General features: G+C 74.2%; 25 protein-coding genes. 16 read left to right on the forward strand and 9 right to left on the reverse strand.

Annotated elements, in window-relative coordinates; all coding sequences use genetic code 11:
- Positions 1-10: 10 nt before the first annotated feature.
- The gene (locus ACIF6F_RS22340; protein ID WP_399949185.1) at positions 11-1,489 is read left to right on the forward strand and encodes an RICIN domain-containing protein; all 1,479 of its coding nucleotides are present in this window, start codon (positions 11-13) and stop codon (positions 1,487-1,489) included.
- Between the two features lie 70 nt (positions 1,490-1,559).
- On the opposite strand, the gene ACIF6F_RS22345 is transcribed toward ACIF6F_RS22340, so the two are convergent.
- The gene (locus ACIF6F_RS22345; protein ID WP_399949187.1) at positions 1,560-1,925 is read right to left on the reverse strand and encodes a hypothetical protein; all 366 of its coding nucleotides are present in this window, start codon (positions 1,923-1,925) and stop codon (positions 1,560-1,562) included.
- A gap of 88 nt (positions 1,926-2,013) precedes the next feature.
- The gene (locus tag ACIF6F_RS22350; RefSeq protein ID WP_399949189.1) at positions 2,014-3,048 is read right to left on the reverse strand and encodes a saccharopine dehydrogenase family protein; all 1,035 of its coding nucleotides are present in this window, start codon (positions 3,046-3,048) and stop codon (positions 2,014-2,016) included.
- Positions 3,049-3,177: 129 nt separating this feature from the next.
- Here ACIF6F_RS22350 and ACIF6F_RS22355 point away from each other — a divergent pair, with 129 nt between their 5' ends.
- From ACIF6F_RS22355 to ACIF6F_RS22365, 3 genes are all read left to right on the forward strand, one after another.
- Positions 3,178-4,137, forward strand: a complete 960-nt coding sequence (locus tag ACIF6F_RS22355; protein WP_399949191.1) for a helix-turn-helix domain-containing protein — start codon at positions 3,178-3,180, stop codon at positions 4,135-4,137.
- Between the two features lie 135 nt (positions 4,138-4,272).
- A complete protein-coding gene (locus ACIF6F_RS22360; RefSeq protein ID WP_399949193.1) occupies positions 4,273-5,253 on the forward strand; it encodes a helix-turn-helix transcriptional regulator in 981 nt (326 codons plus the stop codon).
- Between the two features lie 54 nt (positions 5,254-5,307).
- The gene (locus tag ACIF6F_RS22365) at positions 5,308-6,291 is read left to right on the forward strand and encodes a YihY/virulence factor BrkB family protein (protein WP_399949195.1); all 984 of its coding nucleotides are present in this window, start codon (positions 5,308-5,310) and stop codon (positions 6,289-6,291) included.
- Positions 6,292-6,367: 76 nt separating this feature from the next.
- On the opposite strand, the gene ACIF6F_RS22370 is transcribed toward ACIF6F_RS22365, so the two are convergent.
- Positions 6,368-6,787 (reverse strand): hypothetical protein, encoded by a 420-nt coding sequence (locus ACIF6F_RS22370; RefSeq protein WP_399949197.1) that lies wholly within the window; start codon positions 6,785-6,787, stop codon positions 6,368-6,370.
- A gap of 379 nt (positions 6,788-7,166) precedes the next feature.
- Here ACIF6F_RS22370 and ACIF6F_RS22375 point away from each other — a divergent pair, with 379 nt between their 5' ends.
- The 3 genes from ACIF6F_RS22375 to ACIF6F_RS22385 all read left to right on the forward strand — a co-directional run bounded on the left by ACIF6F_RS22375 (position 7,167) and on the right by ACIF6F_RS22385 (position 9,313).
- Entirely contained in the window at positions 7,167-7,451 is a 285-nt protein-coding gene (locus ACIF6F_RS22375) for a hypothetical protein (protein ID WP_399949199.1), read from the forward strand.
- Positions 7,452-7,574: 123 nt separating this feature from the next.
- Positions 7,575-8,408 (forward strand): hypothetical protein, encoded by an 834-nt coding sequence (locus ACIF6F_RS22380; protein WP_399949201.1) that lies wholly within the window; start codon positions 7,575-7,577, stop codon positions 8,406-8,408.
- The gene (locus ACIF6F_RS22385) at positions 8,405-9,313 is read left to right on the forward strand and encodes a hypothetical protein (RefSeq protein WP_399949203.1); all 909 of its coding nucleotides are present in this window, start codon (positions 8,405-8,407) and stop codon (positions 9,311-9,313) included. Before ACIF6F_RS22380 ends, ACIF6F_RS22385 begins: the two co-directional genes overlap by 4 nt.
- Before the next feature lie 46 nt (positions 9,314-9,359).
- Here ACIF6F_RS22385 and ACIF6F_RS22390 read toward each other — a convergent pair whose 3' ends face one another.
- The 3 genes from ACIF6F_RS22390 to ACIF6F_RS22400 form a co-directional block, all read right to left on the reverse strand.
- On the reverse strand, positions 9,360-10,595 hold the full coding sequence (locus ACIF6F_RS22390; protein ID WP_399949205.1) for an aromatic acid exporter family protein: 1,236 nt from the start codon (positions 10,593-10,595) through the stop codon (positions 9,360-9,362).
- A 212-nt stretch (positions 10,596-10,807) separates the two neighbouring features.
- Positions 10,808-11,032 carry a translation initiation factor IF-1 gene (gene infA / locus ACIF6F_RS22395; protein WP_399949207.1) on the reverse strand — a complete coding sequence of 75 codons (225 nt, stop codon included), beginning with the start codon at positions 11,030-11,032 and terminating at the stop codon, positions 10,808-10,810.
- A gap of 84 nt (positions 11,033-11,116) precedes the next feature.
- Positions 11,117-11,890 (reverse strand): GNAT family N-acetyltransferase, encoded by a 774-nt coding sequence (locus ACIF6F_RS22400; protein WP_399949210.1) that lies wholly within the window; start codon positions 11,888-11,890, stop codon positions 11,117-11,119.
- Between the two features lie 423 nt (positions 11,891-12,313).
- On the opposite strand from ACIF6F_RS22400, the gene ACIF6F_RS22405 reads away from it, so the two are divergent.
- Positions 12,314-12,913 (forward strand): YoaK family protein, encoded by a 600-nt coding sequence (locus ACIF6F_RS22405; protein WP_399949212.1) that lies wholly within the window; start codon positions 12,314-12,316, stop codon positions 12,911-12,913.
- 14 nt (positions 12,914-12,927) lie between these two features.
- Positions 12,928-13,461, forward strand: a complete 534-nt coding sequence (locus ACIF6F_RS22410; RefSeq protein WP_399949214.1) for a gluconokinase — start codon at positions 12,928-12,930, stop codon at positions 13,459-13,461.
- Between the two features lie 78 nt (positions 13,462-13,539).
- On the opposite strand, the gene ACIF6F_RS22415 is transcribed toward ACIF6F_RS22410, so the two are convergent.
- Both ACIF6F_RS22415 and ACIF6F_RS22420 read right to left on the reverse strand, forming a co-directional pair.
- Positions 13,540-14,487 (reverse strand): STAS domain-containing protein, encoded by a 948-nt coding sequence (locus ACIF6F_RS22415; RefSeq protein ID WP_399949216.1) that lies wholly within the window; start codon positions 14,485-14,487, stop codon positions 13,540-13,542.
- Between the two features lie 540 nt (positions 14,488-15,027).
- Positions 15,028-15,576, reverse strand: coding sequence for a DUF1062 domain-containing protein (locus ACIF6F_RS22420; RefSeq protein WP_399949218.1), 549 nt, complete (start codon positions 15,574-15,576; stop codon positions 15,028-15,030).
- 535 nt (positions 15,577-16,111) lie between these two features.
- Between ACIF6F_RS22420 and ACIF6F_RS22425 the strand changes: the two genes are divergently transcribed.
- The 3 genes from ACIF6F_RS22425 to ACIF6F_RS22435 all read left to right on the forward strand — a co-directional run bounded on the left by ACIF6F_RS22425 (position 16,112) and on the right by ACIF6F_RS22435 (position 18,013).
- Entirely contained in the window at positions 16,112-16,552 is a 441-nt protein-coding gene (locus ACIF6F_RS22425; protein ID WP_399949220.1) for an ATP-binding protein, read from the forward strand.
- Positions 16,553-16,604: 52 nt separating this feature from the next.
- The gene (locus tag ACIF6F_RS22430; RefSeq protein ID WP_399949222.1) at positions 16,605-16,997 is read left to right on the forward strand and encodes a RidA family protein; all 393 of its coding nucleotides are present in this window, start codon (positions 16,605-16,607) and stop codon (positions 16,995-16,997) included.
- Between the two features lie 119 nt (positions 16,998-17,116).
- Entirely contained in the window at positions 17,117-18,013 is an 897-nt protein-coding gene (locus ACIF6F_RS22435; protein WP_399949224.1) for an NAD-dependent protein deacetylase, read from the forward strand.
- Positions 18,014-18,037: 24 nt separating this feature from the next.
- Here ACIF6F_RS22435 and ACIF6F_RS22440 read toward each other — a convergent pair whose 3' ends face one another.
- Entirely contained in the window at positions 18,038-19,228 is a 1,191-nt protein-coding gene (locus tag ACIF6F_RS22440; protein WP_399949226.1) for a cytochrome P450, read from the reverse strand.
- Positions 19,229-19,494: 266 nt separating this feature from the next.
- Between ACIF6F_RS22440 and ACIF6F_RS22445 the strand changes: the two genes are divergently transcribed.
- The 4 genes from ACIF6F_RS22445 to ACIF6F_RS22460 all read left to right on the forward strand — a co-directional run bounded on the left by ACIF6F_RS22445 (position 19,495) and on the right by ACIF6F_RS22460 (position 23,927).
- Entirely contained in the window at positions 19,495-20,817 is a 1,323-nt protein-coding gene (locus ACIF6F_RS22445; RefSeq protein ID WP_399949229.1) for a sensor histidine kinase, read from the forward strand.
- Entirely contained in the window at positions 20,814-21,494 is a 681-nt protein-coding gene (locus ACIF6F_RS22450) for a response regulator (RefSeq protein WP_399949231.1), read from the forward strand. The genes ACIF6F_RS22445 and ACIF6F_RS22450 overlap by 4 nt, the downstream gene beginning before the upstream one ends.
- Before the next feature lie 226 nt (positions 21,495-21,720).
- The gene (locus ACIF6F_RS22455) at positions 21,721-22,716 is read left to right on the forward strand and encodes an alpha/beta hydrolase (RefSeq protein ID WP_399949233.1); all 996 of its coding nucleotides are present in this window, start codon (positions 21,721-21,723) and stop codon (positions 22,714-22,716) included.
- Positions 22,713-23,927 carry an acyltransferase gene (locus ACIF6F_RS22460; protein WP_399949235.1) on the forward strand — a complete coding sequence of 405 codons (1,215 nt, stop codon included), beginning with the start codon at positions 22,713-22,715 and terminating at the stop codon, positions 23,925-23,927. The genes ACIF6F_RS22455 and ACIF6F_RS22460 overlap by 4 nt, the downstream gene beginning before the upstream one ends.
- The last annotated feature ends 19 nt before the right edge of the window (positions 23,928-23,946 follow it).

Raw genomic sequence — 23,946 nt, forward strand, 5'->3', positions numbered from 1 at the left:
CTCTCGTGCCGTGACGGCCGGGACCGGAGGCGGCGGGCCCCGCCCGGGGACCCTCCGCCGTACACGTACCCTGCGGCAACTGGCCCTGACGGCGCTTTCGTTCCTCTTCCTCGCCGCCGCGCTGACGGCACCCGCGCCCGCGGCCGCGGCGGACAGCAAGTACGGGGCCGCGCGCTTCGACCAGTGGTCGTGGGTGACCACGCACAACGCGTACGCCAACACCGCGATCGTGCCGGGGCCGCGCGCGCAGTCCCGCTCGATCTCGGACCAGCTCCGGAGCGGGGTGCGCGGGCTGATGCTCGACACCTACGACATCACGGTCAACAGCGAGACGCAGGACAGCGACGTCCTGCTGTGCCACACCGAGTTCCTCTGCTACTCGTGGTTCGAGAAGGACCTCGAGACGATCGTCGACTTCCTGAAGGCGAACCCGACGGAGGTGGTCACGCTCTTCCTGGAGAACTACGCCAGCCGGGAGACGCTCACCCGGACGATCTCGGACGTCCTGAACGCCAAGGGCGCCGGCAACATGCTGTTCTCGCCCGGCGCCTACAACATCACCGGCAGGAACTGGCCGCTCCTCAGCAGGATGGTCTCCGACAACCGGCGCCTGGTGGTGTTCCAGGACAGGTGGGCCGACGACGTGGCCGTCGGCTCGGGCGCCCTGATGTACACGTGGGCGCACACGGTGGAGACCCGGTACTCGTACGACGGCCGGCCGGCGGGCTGTGAGCGACGGGGCCAGAGCCAGGCCCTGAACCAGAACCCCATGCCGAACAAGGGTGTCCTCACCCCGGTGTTCACGATGAACCAGTTCAACTCGAACGACGTGGTACCGGGCAGCAAGTCCGACGCGGACAACGGGATCAACCTCAAGAACCGCATCGACCGGGACTGCAGGCCCGCTGCGGGACGCAACCCGAACTTCATCGCGGTGAACTACTTCGAAAGCAGCGACACGCCCGGCGTCACCCCGCTGTCGGTGGTCGCCGAGCTCAACCGCAACGCGTACGTGCAGGAACCGCACCCCGCCGTGTGGACGGTCAACTCCGGCAGGCAGTACGTCGGCACGACCGCGACGAACCGCTGCATGGTGCGCGGCGACACGTTCAGCGACGGCCAGGGCGGCCTGGTGACGCAGCGCGCCTGCGCGAACCCGGCGCCCAGCAGCCAGCAGTGGACCGCGATGCCTCCCCAGTACGACGGGAAGGGCTACTACTGGATCCGGGCAGGCAACGGCAACTGCCTCACCGTCCCGTACAACAACGGCACGCCGCCGGGCGACGGCACCCAGATGTTCTGGTGGCCGTGCGAGACCCGGTGGTCCTCCGGCAGCCAGTTGTGGAACGTCATGCCGGTGAACCTGCTCGGCGGGGCGCGCGGCTACTACTTCATCAACCAGTGGACCGGGAGGTGCCTGACCCTGGACCCCGGTTCGACGGGTGCCACCGCCGGCAAGGTCACCCAGGCGGCCTGCCCCAGCCGCTGACGTCCCGAACGCGGGGAGCGCGTGGGAACGCCCGACGCCGACGCCCGGCGTCGGGCGTTCCCGCAGCCGGTCAGGCGCCTTCGTCGAACATCCCGGCCTCCACCTGGAGGGCGAGCGTGCGCAGCACTTCGGCCGAGGAGACGTCGTCCTGACCGCCGTCGTGGGTCATCGCGAGGCTGGTGAACGCCAGGGTGAACCCCGAGATCATGGTCTGCAGGACCGGGCCGAGCGCTCCGGCGACGCTGCGCGCCACCTCCTGCGGGGTCGCGTCGGCCGGCACGCTGATGGCCGGCAGCATCTCGTTCAGCATCTGGGTGACCACGCTCGGTTCGAGCTCGGCCTTCTCGTCCTCCTCACCGGCCTCCACGGCGCGGCGGATCTCCTGAGCTTCCGTCAGGATTCCGATCACTCGCTTGAGGATCTCAGCTCGCTGCATTCCCGGAGCCTAGCCGCGTCGCGGCGGCGGGAGTAGTCCACACCGCCGGGCCGGGTCGGGCGAGGGGCCGGGAGGCGAGTCTGGCGGGTCAGGCGCCGGGGCGGACGGTGACGTGGGGGGCGAGGGCGGCGAGGAAGTCGGCCGCGTCGAAGATGCGGCCGGCCGAGGCGACGCCGGTGGTGCGGGTCCGTCCGGTCAGGACGCGGTCGAGGGCCTCGACGACCAGGGGCGCGGTGACGGCGTAGATGTCCCGGCCCTCGGCGACGATCCGGCGTTCCGCACCGCCCGAGCGGACGACCACGTCGACCAGGAAGGTCTGGTCGGACCGGCCGAGCTCGTCGGTGGCGGCGGGCGGAGGCGTGTCGGACGAGGCGATGTCGCGGGCGGCGCCGGCGGCCATGTGGGTGTGGACGTCGCGGATCGCCAGGTGGTCCGTCACGGTGACGACGTCGGCCATGGTGAACTCCGTGACGACCTGTCGGGGGCCCATCGGCGCGGGGAAGGGCCATTCGGCGGCGGGCGGGGCGTCGGTGCGGCGCTCCCAGCCGCCGCCGCTGTAGCGCAGGCGGTGCTCGCCGCGCCGTTCGCGCGAGACCGCGCCGGACAGGCGGGTTCCGGCGGTGGGGTGCCAGTTGCTCAGGCCGTACGCGATGTGCGCCTCGTCGGCCGCGCTCCAGTCCCCCATCGCGGCCGTGACCAGCAGGTCGCCCAGCCCGCCGAAGAAGGCCATGGCCGGAACGACGACCGCCTTCGCCTCCCGGGCCCGGTCGGCGTAGTGGGCGAAGGTGTCGAGATTGGCCTCGAGTTCGGCCGCCACGTCGAGGTACGGGATCCCCGCGCGCAGGGCGGCCTCGATCACCGGGCCGGTCGTGGAGGCGAAGGGGCCGGCGCAGTTGATCACGGCGGCCGTGCCGGCCAGTGCCCGGTCGAGCGCCGTCGCGTCGTCGACCGCGGCGGGGCGGGCCTCGTACCCCGTCGCCTCCGCGAGCCCGGCCAGCTTCGCGGCGTCCCGGCCGACGAGCACCGGCCGGTGGCCGCGGGCGGTCAGCTCGGCCACGACGAACCGCCCGGTGTGTCCGTAGGCGCCGTAGACCGCGACCGTGTGCTGTGCCGTGCCGTTCATGGATGCCACTCCCCTGTTCTCGCGTGTGCCGGCCGCTCGCGCCGCGCCGGCTGTTGACGGGATTCATCCTGGCCGGGGCCGCTCCCCGCCGACAGTGTCCGGAACGACACGGCCCGTACACTTCCCGACATGCGAAGCGTCGCGTTGGCGGTCACTGACGGAATGCTCCACTTCGAGCTGTCCCTGGCCTGTGAGGTCTTCGGCTCGGACCTGACCCACCTGGTGGACCCCTGGTACCGGTTCTCGGTGTGCGGGCCGGGGCCGGTACGCGTGGACCGGTTCCGGCTGGAGCCGGACGAGGGGCTGGACGGGCTGGCGCGGGCGGACACGGTGATCGTGCCCGGCTGGAGCGACGTCGACCGCGACCCGCCGGCCGAACTCGTGGACGCGGTGAGGGCCGCCCACGAGGCGGGGGCACGGGTGGCGTCCCTGTGCACGGGCGCGTTCGTACTGGCCGCGGCCGGGCTGCTCGACGGGCGGCGCGCCACCACCCACTGGGCCCACACCGACGAACTGGCGCGCCGTCACCCGGCCGTCAGCGTCGACCCCCACGTGCTGTACGTCGACAACGGCAGCGTCCTGACCTCCGCGGGGAAGGGCGCGGCGATGGACCTGTGCCTCCATCTGGTCCGGCTCGACCACGGGACCACGGTCGCGAACACGATCGCCCGCCGGCTGGTCGTGCCGCCCCACCGCGAGGGCGGCCAGGCCCAGTTCGTCCGTACGCCCGTCCCGGCCCCCGGCAGCCACCCCCTGGCGGAGCTGCTCCCCTGGATCCTGGCCCGCCTCGACGAACCCCTGACCGTGGAGGACCTCGCCCGGCAGGCCGGCATGAGCTCCCGCCACCTGACCCGGCACTTCAGAACCGTCACCGGCACCACGCCCCTCCAGTGGCTGCACACCCAGCGCATCCGGCACGCCCAGGAACTGCTGGAGGGCACGGACGCCACCGTCGACGCCATCGCCACCACGACGGGGATGGGCACCGCCACGACGCTGCGGCGGCACTTCCACCGGACGGTCGGCGTTCCGCCCGACACGTACCGCCGTACCTTCCGCAGCCTGGAGCGGGGCGGGTCGGGCGGCTGACCCGGGGGTCCTGAACGGGGCCGGAGGGAGCCGCCCGGGCCCGCCGGGATGCGGCACACTCGATACGGGACGCCTTCCGGTGCGGGCGCGGGCGCGTTCCGTCGAGGGGCGAGGGCGGGAGAAGGGCGGCAGGTGATGACGGTGTCGGACTCGGGGTCGGATGCGGGAGCGCGGTCCCTCCTGTTCGACAGTGCGAGCCTGGAGGAGACCGAGGAGTTCCTGTCCACGGCGTACACGCCGATGAGGATCGGCGGACCGGTCGAGGACGCGCGGGTGCGCATCAGCCGCCGCGCGGCCGGACCTCTCGCGATGGACCGCCTGGACTTCGGCTACACGATGGCCTACGACGCCCGCAGCCTCGGTCAGGTGTGCCTGATCAGCATGCACGAGGGCACCCTCGCCGACCTCACCGACGGCCGCGAGGAGGTCTTCGGCCCCGGCGAGACGTTTCTCATCGCCCCGCCGGACCGGCCCTACCGGGGCGAAGTACGGGCCGCCCGCTACACGATCGCCCTGTTCGACACCGCCCTGCTCGACGCCGTGGCCCCCGTCGCACCCGGCGGCCCCCCGGTGCGGCTGACCGGGCCGCGGCCCGTCACGCCGGCCGCCGGCCGGCAGCTGGCCGCCGCCGTGGCCTACGTACGCGACCACGTGCTCGACGACCCGGCCGCCGGCGCCCACGAGCTGCTGGTGGGGACCGCGGCCCGGCACCTGGCCGCCGCGACCCTCGCCGCCCTGCCCCACAGCGGCCGCGACGACGGGAGGCCGGCCGACACCGCCGACGCCACCCCCGCCACCGTGCGGCGCGCGGTCGCGTTCATCGAGGCCAACGCCCACCAGAACATCACGCTCGCCCACATCGCCACCGCCGCGTACGTCACGCCGAGGGCCCTGCAGTACGCCTTCCGCCGCCACCTCGACAGCACGCCGCTCGGCTACCTCAGGCGGGTACGGCTGGCCGCGGCGCACCGCGACCTGCTGGCGGCCGACCCCGGGGCCACGACGGTGACGGCGGTCGCGAGGCGGTGGGGCTTCGCCCACCCCGGTCACTTCGCCGCGTACTACCGCGACGCCTACCGGGTCGCGCCCAGCGCCACGCTCAACTCGTTCTCGTGAGACCCGGCGCAGGGTGGCCCGCATGGTCGGGGGCCAAATGGACATGCGCCGACCATGAGGCTTACGAGGACGACATCGCATGACGGGGAGGGCCCGCCGGACCGGCCCGCGGAGCTGCCCGGGCGGTCCTGGCGGGCCGCGGTGCGCGGCACGCTGAAGGAGTTCCAGGACGACGAGCTGGCGGACCGGGCCGCCGCGCTGACGTACTACGGAGTGCTGGCGCTCTTCCCGGCCCTGCTGGTGCTCGTGTCGATGCTGGGCGTGGCGGGCGAGTCGGCCACCCGGCAGGTGCTGGACGGCCTGCAGAAGCTCACGCCCGGCCAGGCCCGCGATGTGATCACGAAGGCCGTGGAGCAGCTGCAGGGCAACAGCGGTGTCGGCTCGCTGCTGGCCGTCGCCGGCCTCGTCCTCGCGGTCTGGTCGGCTTCCGGGTACGTCGCGGCGTTCATCCGGGCGTCGAACGCGGTCTACGACATGCCCGAGGGGCGGCCGGTCTGGAAGGTGCTGCCGCTGCGGCTGGCGCTGACCGTGCTGCTGATGGTGCTGGCCGTGGTGAGCGCGCTGATCGTGGTGTTCACGGGCGGCGTGGCGCGGCAGGCGGGCGACGCGCTGGGCCTGGGCGACACGGCGATGACGGTGTGGTCGATCGCGAAGTGGCCGGTGCTCGTCGTCCTCGTCACGATCATGATCGCGATCCTCTACTGGGCCGCGCCGAACGCGAAGGGCCGCGGCTTCAGGTGGATCACTCCGGGCAGCTTCCTGGCGCTGGCGATCTGGATGGTCGCCTCGGCCGGGTTCGCGTTCTACGTGGCGAACTTCGGCTCGTACAACAAGACGTACGGCACCCTGGCCGGCGTGATCGTCTTCCTGGTGTGGCTGTGGATCACCAACCTCGCCGTGCTCCTGGGCCTGGAGTTCGACGCCGAGATGGCCCGCCAGAGGGCCATCGCCGCCGGGCTGCCCGAGGACGAGGAGCCGTACGTCGAACCGCGGGACTCGCGGAACTGGACCGAGGAGGAGCGGCGCCGCCTGGAGTGAGGGGGCGGGGGGCGCACAGGACGTGGCGGGTGCCGGAGGGGTGTGGGACCTCCGGCACCCGCCGTGGCGGCTCTTCCTACTTGCCGACCTTCTTCTTCACGACTTCCTTGACCTGCTTCTTGATGTCCTTCTTCACCACGGTGCCGCCGGTACCGGTGCCGTCTCCGCCCACCGCGGTCGCGTCGCCCTCGTTGTAGGCGTCGGCGCTGGCATTGCCGCCCGTGGCGTTTCCGGTGGTCACTGTGCACTTGCCCTTGCATTCGCCGACTCCGGAATTCGCGTTGCCGCCGGTGGCAGTACCGCCGGCCGTGGTGTTCTCGGCATTCGCGTCGCCGCCGGTACCGATGCCGTCGGCGCTGTCGGCAGGAGCCAGAGTCACCACGGCCTGCGGAGCGGGGGCGGCCAGCGCGGTGGCGGGGAGGGCGATACCGCCACCCACCAGCGCCAGGGAGGAACCGGCCAGGACAACACGATGGGTCAGGGAAAGCGTGAACATCGGAATTCTCCATCTGGGGTGATGTGGTTCGGACGATCCTTCCGGGAATTCCGGATGAATGGTCCGGCCTCGTTTTCCGGGAAGGGATTCCCCGGTGGGGCCGTGCTTCAAATAAACCCCGGACGCGGGGCCCGGTCACGCCACTGCAATACGTGGCTTGACGGAATGGAGAGGGGCCGGTAAAAGCCGACGCGTCGTCCGCGACGCGGGTGCGGGTGACGGCCCCCGCGGAGCCCCTCCGGCGCCGCAGCTCCCCCGGGTCCGGCGGGTCCGGCCGGACCGGCCGGACCCGCCGGCGTGGTCGAACGGGCCTTGCGTGCGCGGTGGTTGCGCGGTTCGATGAGGAGAGGCTGGGCCACGGGCGAGGGGGCGGCGTGCGATGAGCGGGCGCGCATTCGGCGAGTTTCCGGACGGTGTACAGCAGCTGGCGTTGCAGTTCCTCGGCGCGCGGGGCCCCGGGGCCTGCGCCGAAGCCTCGTTCACGGGTTCCGAGGGCAGCGAGGGGACCGAGGGGAGCGAGGGCAGCGAAACCAGCGAGACCACGGAGAGCAGCGAGAACAGCGAGTCGACCGAGCGCAGCGAGTACAAGGAGTACGAGCGCGGCTGGGGCGTCGACCGGGTGCCGGGCGGGCCGGGCGCCGAGCTGACGTGGGAACCCCGCTAGGCGGGCCGCCGTGCGACGAGGAGGCGCTCTTCGTGCCGCCCGAGGCCCGGCCGGACGTGGTGAGCGGGATCGGGGAGCGCGCCTGGCTGGTCGCCGAGGCACTGCGGGCCTTCGGGGAGGGCGATGACGCTGCTGGTGCTGGCGGAGGACGGTGACGAGACCGCCGTACGCTTTGCCCGCTTCGCCACCGGCCGGGGCGTGGACACCGTGGTGGCGGCCGGCTTCGACCGCCTCTCGGTGACGGTCAGGGTCTCCCGGGGGCTGCGCCACCGCAGCACCGTGCTCGTCGACGGCCGGCCTCCGGTCGGGATCCTCTGCCGGGGCCTGCCGGCGGCCTCGCCCTCGCCTTCCTCGTCGGCCTCCCCCTCGGCGGCCGCCCGGTTCGCCGCCGCCGAGCGGCAGGCCGCCTTGTGGGCGGCCGTGGCGCTGTGGCCCGGCCCGGTGGTCAACCGGCCGACGGTGTACGGGTACCCGCCCCGGCTGGACCCGCTGGAGCTCGCGGCGTCGTCGTCCCGCATCCTCGCGGCCGGCACCCTCACCGACGGGCCGGACGAGCCCGGGAACCACGCCTACCGCCTCGACGACCACGCGGAGCTCGACCCCGCCGCCCGTACCCCGTACGACGTCGTGCACGTGACGCGGATCGACGCCGGGCGGACGCGTCGGTTCCTCGTCGCCGGAGCCGCCACGTTCGGCCTCGGCTCCCTCGGCGACCGGCTGGCGCTCGCCCGCCGTGCACGGGAGGTGGCCTCGATCCGCGACTGGCTGCACGCCAGGCGGACGGAGTTCGCCATCGTCACCGTGAGCACCCCCGACGGGGACGACCGGGACGAGCGGGACGACCGGAACGACGGGGCGCTGCTCCTCCTGGAGGCCTCACCCTGGGCGAGCCACCACCACTTCGGGCCGGTCGAGGACGCCGCGTACGCCGCACTGCTGGACCGGCTGGTCCCGTGATCCTGTGCGTCGGCGTGGCCGCCGACCCGACGTTCCTGGCCGGACTCCACGCCGTACGGGCCGCGGGCCTGGACCATGCCGCGGTCGACCTGGCCTCCCTGGCCCTGTGCGGATCGGTGCGGGTCCCCCTCGACGACCTGGCCGGCGCGACGGTCGGCACCGGCCGCCGGGTCATCCGGATCGGCGAGGCCGAGGCCGTGTGGTGCCGGCTGCTGGACGTGTCCGCCCATGCACCGGACGCCGGCTCCGGGCGCGCCGCCGCCGGCCACTACCAGGCGCTCCTGCGGCTGTTCGAGCACCTGCCGGTGCGGGTCATGAACCGTCCGCTGCGCGAGGCCACCGGGTTCACGAAGGTCCTGCACGCGGTGACGCTGGCCGCCGTGGGCGGCTGGCTGGTGCCCCGGACGTGTCTGACCTCCGACCCCGACGAGGCGCGCGCGTTCGTCGCCGGCTGCGCGCGGGGGGCGGTGTTCAAGGGCGCGTCCGCCGTGAAGACCTTCGCGCAGGTCTACGAGGCGCGCCATGCGGAGCGGCTGGACCGGCTGGCCCGGGTGCCGGTGCTGTTCCAGGAGCGGATCGTGGGACCGGACGTACGCGTGCACACCGTGGGCGACGAGGCCTTCGGCGAGGCGATCCACTCTCCGGTGCTCGACTACCGCACCGTCGCGGGCGTGAACGACTACCGGCCGATCACGCTCCCGGAGTCCGTCCGCAGCGGCTGCGCCCGGCTGACCGCACACACCGGGGTGCCCTTGCTGGGCGTCGACTTCAAGGTCGACCGGGCCAGCGGGGAGTGGTACTTCCTCGAAGCGAACGCGATGCCGTGCTTCGAGGGATACGACCGCCGCGCGGGCGGTGCGATCACGCGGGCGATGGCGCGCTGGCTGGCGTCCCCGGGCGGCTAGCACGTACGGGCGGGGGCCCGACCGGGGCAGGGCTCGGCGGAGGCGGTCATCCCTTGCGCCCGGCCGGGGTCGGGAGGCGGTCGCGGAGGCGGCGGCGGCCACCGGGGCGGCGGGTCCGGCGGGCGCGGGCGTGGCGGTCGAGTTCCTCCATCAGGCGCTGGGTGCGCTTCTCCACGCCCAGCTCGTCCAGGACGCGGTCGATCTCGGCCAGCAGGGCGCCGTACAGCTGCCACTGGGCGGGGTGCTCGCGGACCACGGCCCACAGCAGGACGGCAAAGCGGTCCCGGCTCGCGCGGGCGACCGCGAGCTCGTGGGAGAGCCGCTCCTCCGCCTCCTCGGCGTTGGAGCTGACCTGGGCGGAGATCAGCTGGGCGAAGCTCACCACGGCCACGGCGGTGTGCTCCAGGACGCTGCGCAGCGCCTGGTGGGTGCCCGGGGGCAGCTCCGGCCCGTGCTGGTCGGCGGGGCGGGCCTGTGCCATGTCGGTCAGGGTCCGGCAGGCCACCCGCAGGACGACCGCGCAGATCTCCAGGGTGTCCAGACCGGTGCGCAGCACCAGGCGGAACAGCAGCCCTTCGCGGACGCGGGGGTTCAGGCGGAGGCTGTCCTCGGCCTGCCGGAGCGCCGCGTCGACGTGGGCGATGTCGTTGTCGAGGCGGCGCGCCTCGTGGAGTCGCGCGGCGGCCTGGCCGACGTCACCGGTGCCGGCGGCGATCGGGGCCTCGCCCATGTGGACGAGCAGGCGGCTCATCCGCTCCGCCAGGCCGGTGATCGCGTCCCCGGCGGGGCCGAGCCAGACCGGCGGCGCGACGAGGAGGTTGACCAGCAGACCGACGGCGGCCCCGATCAGGGTCTCCAGGATGCGGTCCCAGGCCGTGTCGGCGACCCGGGTGACCCCGAGGACCAGCATGGCGCTGATCGCGACCTCGGGAACGAACTCGTCGACCCGCACCAGATGGCCGACCAGCAGGGACGCGAGGATCAGCAGGCCGAGGCTCCACCAGCTCAGGCCCACGAGCGCACTGAACGCGATGGCGATCAGGACGCCGGCGACGACCGAGTTCATCCGCCGGATGCCGGTGGTCAACGTCGAGTAGAGGGTGACCTGGACGACGAGGAGTGCGGTGAGCGGGGCGGTGAGGGGCGCCGGCTCGCTGCTGAGGCGGAGGGCGACGACGTAGGAGAGTACGGCGGCCAGCGTGGAGCGGAGTGCCTGGACGACGACGGGCTCGCGGCGGCGGTCGCGGACGGTACGGGCAAGGCCGGTGATCTTTTCCTGCATGATCGGGCGTCTGCCCGTCCGACGGCGCCGCTACCCGGATTGCCCGACAAGCCCGCCGCCTGGCGCATTCCGCGGCCTGCCCCGGACGCGGGGGCGCGGAGACACGGCGGACACCGGGCGCGGCCGGCGTCCTGGCCGCCGGGTCGCGGGCGTCATGCCGGCTCAGCCCCGGGGCCCGTGCGCCCGGCGGGCCGGGCGCACGGTGGGGGGGGTCAGTTGCGGTAGCGGTAGAGGATGCGGCCGCGGGTCAGGTCGTACGGGCTGAGTTCCACCAGGACCCGGTCCTCCGGGAGGATCTTGATGCGGTTCTTGCGGATCTTGCCGCTGATGTGCGCCAGGACGCGGTGTCCGTTGCTCAGCTCCACCGTGAAGTTGGCGTTGCGCAGGCAGTCGACGACGGTGCCTTCGATCTCCAGGCCGTTCGCTGTTCTCACCAAGGTGTCTTGTTTCTCGATTCGTTGAGTTGGGTCGGGTTGGGCGGGGTCGGGGAGGGGGCGGGGGTCGGGGCCTTGCGGCTGTGGTCAGGTGCGGGCCAGTTCCAGGCAGGCACCGCTCTGACGTGCTCCTGCCTGCTTGAGCAGGGCGATGGCGGCGGTGTTGGACTCGTCCGCTTCGGCCCACGCCGATGCCGTGCCCGCGTCGTGCAGTGCGCCGAGGGCATGGGCCAGGAGCGCGCGGCCGACGCCCCGGCGCCGCTCGTCGGCCCGTACGGCGATGAGCCCGATGCGCGCCCGGCGCGGGACCGGCACCACCCGGACGTGGCCGACGTACCGGCCGTCGCGGACGGCGACGGCGTAGTGGGACGGGTCCCCCAGCGTGTCGCCGCCGGGGAGCACCAGCACCTCGGCCGGCATGGTCCGCCATCCGACGGTGGCGCCGACCTCGTCGCGGACCGCCCGGTCCAGCAGGCGCAGCCGCGCCTCGTCCGCCTCGCCGCCGCGCACGATCTCCAGGCCGGCGGCCGCGGGCGGGGTGGCCAGGCCGGTGGCGGCCGGGTCGGTGGGGAGCACGTACTCGCGTTCGCGGCGTACGAGCGTGAAGCCGGCCCGTTCCCAGCGCGCCCTCAGGGCGGTGTCGTGCTCGCCCACCAGGGTGTGGACGGGCGTCATCGGGAGGTCGGCCAGGACGGCGGTCACGAGTCGGTCGAAGAGCGCGTCCTGCCACACGTCGATGCTGACGAAGAGCCGCCCGTCGGGACGGTACGAGACGTCGCCGTGGCCGACGACGCGGTCGTCCGCGACGGCTTCCCACCGCGTTTCCGCGGTCCGGGTGATGTGCACGGGGTGGAAGTCCATGGGTTGTCGCCTTTCAGGAGTGCCGTGTTGAGGCGCTCCCGACGACACCTGGGTCAGTCGCACACCGTGACGGAAGGAGGGAGCACCCACCTCGATCGTGTGTTCATGGGTCCCACCTCCTGGCGTCCTGTCACGGTGTCCCGCACGCTACCAACCCGCGGCCCGGCGGCCCACTTCTTTTTGCGCGGGCTTCCCTTTGCGCGGGCTTCTCCTTGCGCGGGGTCCGGTCGCGTACCCGTGCGGGCGCTGGTCCACTGGGGGCATGGAGGCAGCGCGCACCGGCACCGTCGTGGTGGCCGGCGGCCGGCCGGCGGCCGGCCGACCGCCGCGTCCGGGCGTGCCGTGACGGGCCCGGACACGGCGGCGGGCGGCCGGCTGTTCCCCGAGGGACACCGGTTTTCCGGGCCGGCACCGCTGTTGCTGGTGCTGACGTTCGTGAGCGGGCTGGTGGACGCGGTGAGCTTCCTGGGGCTCGGCCGGGTGTTCGTGGCGAACATGACGGGGAACGTGGTCTTCCTCGGCCTGGCGGTGGCCGGGGTCGCGGGGCTCTCCGCCGCCGGGCCGGCGACGGCGCTGGCTGCGTTCCTGGTGGGTGCGGTGGCGGCCGGGCGGTGGCCCCGTGCCGCGGTCGGCTGTCGGCTGACGGCCCTGCTGGTCGCCGTGGAGGCGGTGCTGGCCGGGGTGGCGCTGGGCTGCGAGGTGTCCGGGGCCGGGCGGTACGCGGTACTGGTGCCGCTGGCGGCCGGGATGGGCCTGCAGAACGGGATGGTGCGCCGGCTGGACGTACCGGACCTGACGACCACGGTGGTCACCCGGACCCTCACGGCGCTGGCCGGCGCCCGGGGCAGGCCGGCTGCGGTGCGGAGGGCGGTGTCGGTGGCGGTGCTGTTCCTGGGTGCGGCGACCGGGGGGCTCCTGTACGCGGGGCCGGGGGTCCGGTGGGCGCTGGGGGTGGCTGTCGTGCTGCTGGTGGGGGTCGTGGCCGCGGCGGTACGGGCCGGGGCCGGCCCCGCGCCCGGGTGAGGTGGACTGGGGCGATGAGCGACAGGCCGACCGTGTTCGTGATGGGCGTCTCCGGCGCCGGGAAGACCACCGTCGGGCGGCTGCCGGCCGCCGCGCTCGGTCTCCCGTACGCGGAAGGGGACGACTTCCACCCGGCACGCAACCTCGCGAAGATGTCCCCCGGCATGCCGCTGGAGGATGCGGACCGATGGCCATGGCTGGACGCCGTCGGGGCGTGGGTGCGGCGGCAGGGCGACCGCGGGGCCGTGGTCGCCGCCTCGGCCCTCAGGCGGAGCCACCGGGACCGGCTGCGGGTGGCGGCGCCCGACGCGCTCTTCGTCCACCTGGCCGGCGAGCGGGAGCTGATCGCCCGTCGGATGGCCGCGCGCACGGGGCACTTCATGCGGGTGGCCCAGCTGGATTCGCAGTACGCCGTGCTGGAGCCGCTTTCCGGTGACGAGCGCGGGGTCACCGTGCCCGTCGACGGCGGACCCGAGGAGACAGTGGGGCGGGCGCTCGACGGGTTGCGGGCGATGGGCGTGGTGGGGCGTCGTACGGGTGGGGCGTGAGGGTGGGGGCGGTTGCGGAGGGCACGGCCGTCTGGCCGTTGCGGCGACCGTGACGTCCGTGGCGTCCGCGCGGGGCACTCAGCGGAGGGTGTGGGCGACCAGGTCGCGGATGCGCCGCAGGGCCGTGGCCGCCTGGGGTGCGGTGACCGGCGCCGCCTGGGGGTGCAGGGCCGGGCGGAGGGCGGCGGCGCAGTCCCCGAGCAGCCGGCCGGGGAGGCCGCGCACCTGCCGGGCGGCGATGGCGACGGCCGCGCAGGCCTCTGCCAGCCGGGTCCGGTCGTGGGGTGCTGCCGCCGAGGCGTCGACTTCGGCCAGCAGGGCTTGGAGGGCCTCCCTGTCGCCTTCGGTGAGGTTCCAGGAGGTCGCGAGGAGGGCGCCCTCCGCTTCGCACAGCGCCTGCTCCAAGGCATCGCGCTCGTGGGTGGTGGGGGTCGTCGCCGGGTGCGTGGCCGGAGTGGGCTCGCGGGCCCCGCGGGTGCTTGCGTGTGTGCTGGACGTCGCCCCCTCCATGCCGGGGACGGCGCCGTTCGTTTCCCGGGGCGTGCGGTCGGTGCGGGGAGTGGCCGCGGGCCGGAGCGGCGCCGCCCGGTGCGGGCCGGGGGCGGAGCGTCCGTCCGGGCGCGTGACGAGGCCTGCGGTGACCTTGACGCCACGCGGCTTGCCGTCGGCGGCGCGGAGGGCACGGGCGACGGTCCGGTGGGTGGGGAGCAGGTTGGCCGTGCCGGTGAGGGTGAGCAGCCGGAGCAGCTGCGTGCGCGGCGCCGCCAGAGCGACTCCGAGTCCACGGGCCTGCGCTTGGCGGTGGAGCTGGATCAGGGCGTTGAGCAGGGTCGAGTCGCAGAATTCGAGCCCCGTGCAGTCGACCACGACGGCCTCGGTGGCGCGGGCGACCGCCTGGGAGAACGACTGCCGGACTTCGTCACGGCAGTCGATGTCGATCTCGCCGGTGAGGCGGCAGACCACGACGCCCGCGGCATCATGAGGCGGGCTGTCCAACACGACGGGGACGCGGACGGTGTCGGCCATGCGGCCTCCCCTCGTGGGCGTTGCCGGAGGGGTCGCCACGCGCGGGCAGGGCACGCGCGGGCAGGGACGGGCCTCCTGGTTGTGTGGACACCAGCATGACTCGCGGCAGGGCCCGGCCGCCGCCCTCTCAACGAAGCCGTGGGTACACAAAACGAAACGCGGGCGCCGGGCCTGCGGCACGCGCACACCTGCCGGCACACACGGCGACCCTCCCGGCTCCACGACCGCCCAGCGCATGGCCGGGGCCCCCGCACCGGAGCTGCCGGCCTGCCGGTCCTCCGGTCCTCCGGCCTCGGGATCGTCCCCCGCCGCTGCCGGCCGGCGCTCAGCGCGGCGGGGGCACCGGGCTTACGACAGCCGCCGCGTACGGGCCCGAGCCCGGCTCGGCCCGGTCCGGCTGTCCGGCGGCCGGGCCGGGCCGAGGGCGGCCACCGGCCGAATTCCGTACCGGCGTTGCCCGCGGCCGGGCAACCGGCGTGGCCGTGCCGGGGCCCGGCCGGCGGGTGTGGCGTGCCGGCCGGGGCCCGGCTCCGGTGGGGGTCAGCGTTTGAGTGTGAAGGTGAAGTCCCCGGAGGTCCGCGCGTTCAGGCGGACCGCGGAGACGATGCTCCCCTCCGTGACGAGCCGTTCGACCTCGGCCCGCGGGAGTCCGCAGCCCTCGGCGATCAGCCGCACCGGGCGGACGGGGATCCGCGCCGCGAAGCGGACCGCCACGTCGATCGCCTCGCGGTCCGGGCGCACCGTGGCGCCCGTGTCGAGGCGCCAGGCACCGGTCCAGTCGAGGGCTATGCGGTTGCGGCGCTGCAGGGCGGGGTCCTGGAGCAGCTCGGCCGTCAGCCCGGCGTCGTTGTCGTGCAGCCGGTCCAGGAGTCCGGGCCGTACGGAGCGTACGTGCGCCCGCTCCAGGACCGTGAGCTTCGCGGTCTCCCCGCACCCCGTGCAGAGCACGAGGAGCCAGACGTCGAGGAGCTTGTGGTTCGCGTTGACGCGGAACCTGCCGGTGGGCCGGAAGCGCTCGGCGGCGCAGCCGTGGCATCGGCGCAGGACGAGAGGAAGGCAGGTGGGAGTGACCACCCAGGTTTCAAGCACAGGAGTACACCTGTTCCGGTGAGAAGTCCGCAGCAGAAAGGGGCACGGCGCGCGGGATGCGCGACGCGCGACGAATCAGCGCTCGGGAGGTCTCACAGGGTGTACAACGGCACGTCCTTCGCCAGACGACTGGGGCGGTTGCACGGTAGCGACGCGGGCCGGTCCCGTTCCACCGGTTTTCCGGCAGCGACGCACCGGACGTCGCGGTCGACGTCGCCGTGCACGCTCGGGGCGCGGTAACCGCGCCCGCCCGAGCCGATCCTGACGCGCTGTCCGAAGGAGCCAGGCCGTACGCGGCTGCGGCCGGGATGCCGGGCGGTGAACGAGGATCCGGCGAACGCGAGGCACCTGCCGGGCTGCTGCGGAAGTGCCGGCACCTCTTCACCGGGCCCGGACTCGACGCCGCTCGGCGGCTGCCGCGGCCGGCGGCCGACCGGCCCGGGGCGGTGCCGGCGCCGACGCGCTGCGGTGGATGCGGGCAGCCGTACCGGGTAGACGCGGCACCGGACGTCAGGAACGGGACGAGGTGAGGGCGTTGGAGCTGCGTGCGGTGGGCTGGGCACATTCCTTCCCGGTGGCGGAGGGGGCGCGGGCTGCCCGCGCGTGGACCTCGGAGCACCTGGCGCTGCTGCCGTGGACCGCGGATGCGCCGGACACGGTGCACTCCGTCCTGCTGGCCGTGTCCGAGCTGGTGACCAACGCGCACCTGCACGCCTCCGGGACCGCCTACCTCGTGCTGACCTGGGACGGCAGCTGCCTGCACGTGAGCGTCGCCGACACGGATCCCCACCTGCCGAAGCCCCGGGAGGCGGGCGCGGGCGCGACCTCCGGGCGGGGCCTGGGCATCGTCGACGCCCTGGCCGACACGTGGGACGTCCACGCCTGCCACCGCGGCAAGGCGGTCACCGCCTGTTTCCGCCCGCCAGGAGGGGCGGCGGGGGACGGGGACGCGACGGGGCACGGGGACGGCGGTTGAAGGGGCGAGGACCACGGCGCGGCGGCGGTCGGCCGCCTGGCAGCATGGCGCCATGACATCCCACCGGCAGACCGTCGGTTCCGGCTCGCCCCTCGAACCGCAGATCGGCTTCTCGCGTGCGGTCCGGCTGGGCGGTCACGTGGCCGTCGCCGGCACGGCACCGATCGCGGACGACGGCACGAACGCCGCGCCGGGCGACGTGTACGCCCAGACCGTACGGTGCCTGGACATCGCGGAGCGGGCGCTCGTGGCCGCGGGCGCCACGCTGGACGACGTGATCCGCACCCGCATCATGCTCACCGACGTCACCCGCTGGAAGGAGGCGGCGCGGGCGCACGGGGAGCGCTTCGGCGAGGTCCGGCCGGTCACCACCTTCGTCGGGGTGTCCCGCTTCATCGACCCCGAGTGGCTCGTGGAGGTGGAGGTCGACGCCGTGCTCGGCTAGTGCTGTGGCCGGGTCGAAGGAGGTCCGGGGGCGCGGGGTGCCGCCCGTGACGCGGGCCGGCGTACGGCCGGACAGACGGGTTCCGGAGCCCCGGACCCCGGCGGCGTACGCTGGGCCGTATGCGCACGCGCCCCACCCTGAGCTGGATCCCCGACGAGGACCTGCCCCCGGGCACCACGGACCTGGAGCCCGTCGTCGAGGCGCTCCGCGGCGGTGACGTGCTCGTGCTCACCGGGGCCGGCATCTCGACCGAGTCGGGCATCCCCGACTACCGCGGCGAGGGCGGGAGTCTGAGCCGGCACACGCCGATGACGTACCAGGACTTCACCGCGAGCGCGGGCGCCCGACGCCGCTACTGGGCACGCAGTCACCTCGGGTGGCGCACCTTCGGGCGTGCCCGGCCGAACGCCGGGCACCGGGCCGTGGCCGCCTTCGGACGGGCCGGACTGCTCACGGGGGTCGTCACGCAGAACGTCGACGGGCTGCACCAGGCCGCCGGGAGCGAGGGCACGGTCGAGTTGCACGGGAGCCTGGCGCGGGTGGTCTGCCTCTCGTGCGGCGCCGCAGGCTCCCGCCGTGAGCTGGCCGGGCGGCTGGAGGAGGCGAACCGCGGGTTCGCGCCGCTGCCCGCCGCGCTCAACCCGGACGGCGACGCGGACCTCCGTGACGACCAGGTCGGCGGCTTCCGCGTGGTGCCGTGCACCGCGTGCGGCGGAATCCTCAAGCCGGACGTGGTGTTCTTCGGCGAGACCGTGCCGCAGGCACGCGTCGCGCACTGCCGCGAGCTCGTCGACCGGGCCGGTGCGCTGCTGGTCCTCGGCTCCTCGCTGACGGTCATGTCCGGCCTGCGGTTCGTGCGGCAGGCGGCCGGTGCCGGGAAGCCGGTGCTGATCGTCAACCGGGACGTGACGCGCGGCGACCGGCATGCCGCCGCGCGCGTCGCGCTGCCCCTCGGAGCGGCCCTCACGTCCGTGGCCGCCCGGCTGGGCGTCCCGGTGGACGGGCCGCCGGCCTGACCGCTCCCCCGGCACCGCCCGCCGTCACGCGTCCCAGGTGACCGGCAGGTTCTTCACCCCGAAGATGTCCGCCGCCTCCGGGCGCAGCGCGACCTCGTCGGCCGGTACGGCCAGCCGCAGCGTGGGGAAGCGGTCGAGCAGCGCGGAGAAGGCGATCCGCATCTCGACGCGGGCCAGTTGGGCGCCCAGGCACAGGTGGATGCCGTGGCCGAAGGCCAGGTGCCCGCCGTCCTGCCGGGCGAGGTCGAGGACGTCGGGGTCGGTGAAGCGGCCGGGGTCGCGGTTGGCCGTGTGGTACGAGAGGACGACCGTCGTGCCCGCCTCGATGGTCTGGCCGGCCACCTCGACGTCCTCCAGTGCCGTGCGGTGGAAGGTCTTGGCGACGCTCAGGTAGCGGAGCAGCTCCTCCACGGCTCGGTCGATCAGCTCGGGATCGGCGCGCAGCGCGGCCAGTTGCTCCGGGTGCTGCAGCAGCGCGAACGTACCGAGGGACAGCATGTTCGCCGTCGTGTCGAAGCCTGCGGCCAGCAGGATCAGGCTGATGCCCCGCAGCTCCTCGTCGGTGAGGTCGCTGTCGGCGAGTTCGCTCAGGACGTCGTCGGTGGGGTCGGCGCGCTTGGCCGCGACGAGCCGGCCGAGGTATTCCTGGGTGGCGGTGTAGGCGGCGATCAGCTCCTCGTCGCCCGTCTCGCCGTTCATGAACGTGTCGATCTGCTCCTGGAAGGACGCCCGGTCCGCGTACGGCACGCCGAGGATCTCGCAGATGACGATGGTGGGGATGGGCTTGGCGAAGGCGCTCACCAGGTCCGCCCCGGGGCCCGCCTTCTCCATGGCGTCCAGGCACTCGGCGGTGATCTGCTCGATGCGCTCGGTGAGCAGCCGCATGCGCCGGGCGGTGAACCTCCCCACCAGCGGCTTGCGGTAGCGGCTGTGCTCGGGCTCGTCCATGAGGAGGAACTCGCCGGGCGGCGCCGGGGGGAGCTCGAAGTCGACCACGTTCATGAGGTCCTTGCGCGAGCTGAACCGTGGGTCCGCGAGGACCGAACGGACCTGCTCGTAACCGGTGATGAACCAGCCGGGTTTCCCGCCGGGATGGGTGTAGCGGCTGACCGGGCCGTGCCGCCGCGCTTCGGTCAGCTCCGCCGGCGGGTCGAAGGGACAGCCGGTCCGGCGCTCCGCCGGCAGCGCGGGCACGGTGTACGGGGATTCGCTCACGGTGATCCTCATCTCGCGACATAGCGTGTTTGACGTATCGCGAAAGCTACGTTGCATTCCTAAAGTAGTCAATGCCGTAAAAGTGAACTACCCAGCTCCACATAGTGAGATCGATGCAATGGCGATGAATCGAACGCAACGCTTCGTTGCAATGACGAAAGGCGAAGGCAATGCGGGCGATCCGGCCTCACACCCTGGTACCAGGCCGCGGCCGGTACCCGGGTATGACGTGACCGAGGGTGGGGCGCGCCTACCCTGGGCCCGCCATGAACGATGAGAAGCGGCGTCCGCCGCGCACGCCACAGGCCGGGGTCCGGGCGCAGGAACTGCTCCGAAGCCTCGGCACCGCCCTCGCCACGCCCACCCGTCCCGGTGAGGCCCTGCTCGCCCGGGCGTCCTCGCCCTGGGTGCGCCGGCTGCCGTACGCGGTGGCCTTCGCGAGCGCCGCCGCGCTCCTGCCGGTCACGGTCGTCGTGCTCGTACAGGACTACCGGGTGCCCGGCGGCCTGGCCGGGGCGCTCGCCACCGCGCAGACCCTGCCGCTGGTGCTCGCCGTCACCCGGCCCCTCCAGGCCTGGTGGGCGATCTCGGCCGCGGACGTCGCAGGCGGTTTCGTGCTGCTCGCATCGAGCGGCGTCGACGGGCGGCCCTGGCCGTGGACGCCCATGGTGATCGTCGGCTACCTGGTGCTGATGACCGCACTGGGGCTGCGCGAAGGCCGGCGCGCCCTGGTCGGGGTGTGGCTGGCGACCGGCGCCGCCGGGGCGGTCTTCGAGCTGCTCTCGCCGAACCGGGCCGCCGGTCTGACAGTGCTGCTGTTCGTGCTGACCGGCACCGTGCTGCTGGTCACGGCCACCCTGCGGGGGCGCGGCGAGGCGGAGCGGCGGCTGGTGGAGCAGGAGACCATCAGCGAGGCCGAACGGGCCCGCCGTACGCTCCTGGAGGAACGGGCCCGGATCGCCCGCGAGCTGCACGACGTGGTCGCCCACCACATGTCGGTGATCACCGTGCAGGCGGACTCCGCCCCGTACCGGCTACCGGACCTGCCGGAGGGGGCGCGGGACGAGTTCGCCTCCATCGCCGCCGCGGCCCGAGAGTCGCTGACCGAGATGCGGCGGCTCCTCTCCGTGCTGCGCAGCGAGGGGGCGGAGGGCGAGCGGGCGCCACAGCCCGGGCTCGACCGGGTGCAGCAGCTGGTGGAGGCCACCGTCCGGGCCGGGGTGCCGGCCGAGCTGTCGATGGCGGCGGACCTGCCGGGGCCGGGCGAACTCCCGCAGGCGGTGGGCCTGTCGGCGTACCGGATCGTGCAGGAGGCCCTGGCCAACGTGGTGCGGCACGCGCCCGGCTCCGCGACCCGGGTGTCCGTACGGGGCGACGGCGAGGGCTGGTTGCACGTCCTGGTCGTCAACGGCCCCGCCGCAGAGCCCGCCGCTCCGCTGGAGGGCGGTACGGGCACCGGGCACGGCCTCGTCGGGATGCGCGAGCGCGTACGGTTGACCGGCGGCTTCCTGGACACCGGGCCGCTGCCGGACGGGGGCTTCCGGGTCGCCGCCCGGCTGCCGCTGACGACCCCGAAGGACCTCCCGTGACCATCCGCGTGCTCATCGTCGACGACCAGGCCATGGTGCGGGCGGGCTTCGCGGCCCTGCTCTCCGCGCAGTCCGACATCGACGTGGTGGGCGAGGCGGCGGACGGGCGGCAGGGCGTCGCCGTGGCACGCGCCGTGCACCCCGACGTGGTCCTCATGGACGTGCGGATGCCCGAACTCGACGGACTCGCGGCCGCGCGCGAGATCCTCGATCCGCCGCCGGGCGTGCTGCACCGGCCCAAGGTGCTGATGCTCACCACCTTCGACGTGGACGACTACGTGTACGAGGCGCTGCGCGCGGGCGCCTCCGGCTTCCTGCTCAAGGACGCGCCGCCGGCCGACCTGATCTCCGCGGTGCGCGTGGTCGCGGCCGGGGACGCCCTGCTGGCCCCCTCGGTGACCCGGCGGCTGATCGCCGACTTCGCCGCCTCGCGTCCCGCGCCGCGCGCCGACCGGGCGGCGCTGCGGCTCAACGGGCTCACCCCGCGGGAGACGGAAGTGCTGGAACTGGTCGCCCGGGGGCTGTCCAACCAGGAGATCGCCGGACACCTGGTGCTGGCGGAGCAGACCGTCAAGACGCACATCGGGCGGGTGCTGGCCAAGCTGGACCTGCGGGACCGGGCGCAGGCGGTGGTCTTCGCGTACGAGTCCGGGCTGGTGACGCCCGGCGGGCGGTAGCCCTTCCCGGGGGCAGCCCTTCCCGGGGGCAGCCCTTCCCGGGGGAGGGCTACACCCGCTGCCTGGGGGAAGCCCCACCTCCGGCCTGGGGTCTCCCGGTCGTCGACCCCCTACCCCGGTATGAGTCGCGGGTTGGCTCTCCGGTGTGACGTGCCGTCACCCGCCTCCTTCCTACCTTCCTCTCGCTCACCCCGAGAGGGACGGGAACGGAAAGGGAGGCCGTCGCATGCGCCGGTTCACGAGGACCAGGCTCACCAGGATCCTGGTCGCCGCCACGCTCACCACCGCCGCGGTCGCGGGCACGGCGGGATGGGCGTCCGGCACCACCCAGCTGCCGGTGATCGGGCCACCGGCCGGCACGGCGGCCTGGCGGGCCGCCGGACTGCCCGAACCCGAGGCCATGACTCCCGTTCAGACCGCCCGGTACTTCGCCGGGTTGGGCGAGCGGCGGCGGCAGGAGCTGGCGAGCGCCCACCCCGGCGTGGTCGGCAACCTCGACGGCGCCCCGATCGCCCTGCGGTACGCGGCCAACGCCCGTACCGCGGGTGCCCGGTTCGCGGGGCAGCAGGTACTCGCGTACGACCCGCGCGGCCGCGGCCAGGCCGTACTGGTCTACGGCGACCTCGCTCGGGCGCGGCACGTGGCGGTGGTCGTGCCGGGGGCCGACGTCGACGCCGGTAACCTCGGCCGGCTCGTCCGCAAGGCCACCGCCCTGCGCGGAGCCACCGGCGACCGGACCGCGGTCGTCGCGTGGGCCGGGTACACGACGCCCCTCGGCGTCGGCCTCGACGCCGCCGGCGGAGACCTGGCCGCGGCCGGGGCGGACCGGCTCGTCCGGTTCACCGAGGGGCTGCGGGCCGTCGGCGCGGCCGAGCCGGCGCTGTTCTGCCACAGCTACGGCTCGGTGGTCTGCGGGCTCGCCGCGCACCGGGTCAGGGCCGAGGACATCGTGGCGGTCGCCTCGCCCGGCATGCGGGCCCGCAGCGCGGCCGAGCTGAACACCACGGCGCGGGTGTGGGCCGCCAAGGACCCCACCGACTGGATCGGCCTGGTCCCCCACGTCGAGTTCGCCGGGCTCGGCCACGGTCCCGACCCCGCCGGCCCGGGGTTCGGCGCCCGCCGCGTGCCGGCCGGGGACGCGCGGGGCCACGACGGCTACTTCACGCCCGGCACCGCCTCGCTGCACGCGTTCGCCGCCATCGCGGAAGGGGAGGCCCGGTGAAGGCGCTGCACTCGCTCCGGACGGCGGCCCGCACCATCGAGGCCCGGACGCCCGCCGGCCGGGACCGCCCGATCGACGGACTGCGCGCCCTCGCCCTGCTGGCCGTGCCCACCGGGCACTGGCTGCTGGGCGGCTTCACCCTCTCCCCCGACGGCGCCCTCCACAACGCCAGTCCGCTGGCCGCGTTCGGCGGCCTGGCACCGGCCGGCTGGGTGCTCCAGATGCTGGGCGTCTTCTTCCTGGTCGGCGGCTACGCCTCCGTCCTCTCCTTCCGCCGCCACCAGGGGCCCACGGCCGACTGGCTGAAGGGGCGGCTGGCCCGGCTGGGCCGGCCGGTGCTCGGGGTCACCGCCGTGTGGGCCGTGCTGCTGCCGCTGCTGCACCACGGCTTGGCGGTGCCGGCCGACACCCTGCGGACGGCGTCCACGCTCGTGGTCCAGCCGTTGTGGTTCGTCGGGGTGTACACCGTGCTGACCGCGCTCACTCCCTCCTGCGTGCGCGCCGCGCGCCGGCTGGGCGCGTACGCCGCGGCCCCGCTGCTCGGCGCGGTGGCGGTCGTCGACTTCCTGCGGTACGGGCCGTACGACGACGCCGTGCCGTCCTGGCTGGGCGTGCTCAACATCCTTCCGGGCTGGCTCTTCGCGTACCAGCTCGGCGTCTCCTGGGGCGAGGGCCGGGTCACCCGGCGGCACGGGTGGGGGCTGCTGCTCGGCGGGGCCGCGCTGTTCGCCGCGCTGCTGGCCTGGTTCGGCTACCCGGCGTCGATGGTGGGCGTACCGGGTGAGGCCCGTACGAACTCCCACCCGCCCTCGCTGCTCGTCCTCGCCCTCGCCGCCGCCCAGAGCGGTGCCGCCGTCCTGCTCCGGGACCGGCTCGGCGGGTGGCTGCGGCGGCCCGCGCTGTGGGCGCCGGTGGTCGTGGTCAACCTGTCCGCGATGACGATCCTGTGCTGGCACCAGACGGCGATGCTGGCCGCGGCGGTGCCCGCCGCGTACACGGGCCCGGTCGCCGGTCTGGTCGGGGCGCCCGACTCGGTGGGCTGGATCCTGGCGCGGCTGGCCTGGATGCCGGTGTTCGCGGTGCTGCTGGTGCTGATCGGCCGGTACGCGCGGGGGTTCGAGTCCCCGTGGACGCGCACCGGCACGATCCGGCGGGCCCTGGCGGGCGTACTGGCGGCGGGCTTCGCCGTGTTCGCGCTGGGCCTGGCGTGATCCGAAGGACACGGCCTAA

The organism is Streptomyces sp. NPDC086023, from assembly GCF_044540325.1.
In the GTDB taxonomy this organism is placed as follows: Bacteria; Actinomycetota; Actinomycetes; order Streptomycetales; family Streptomycetaceae; genus Streptomyces.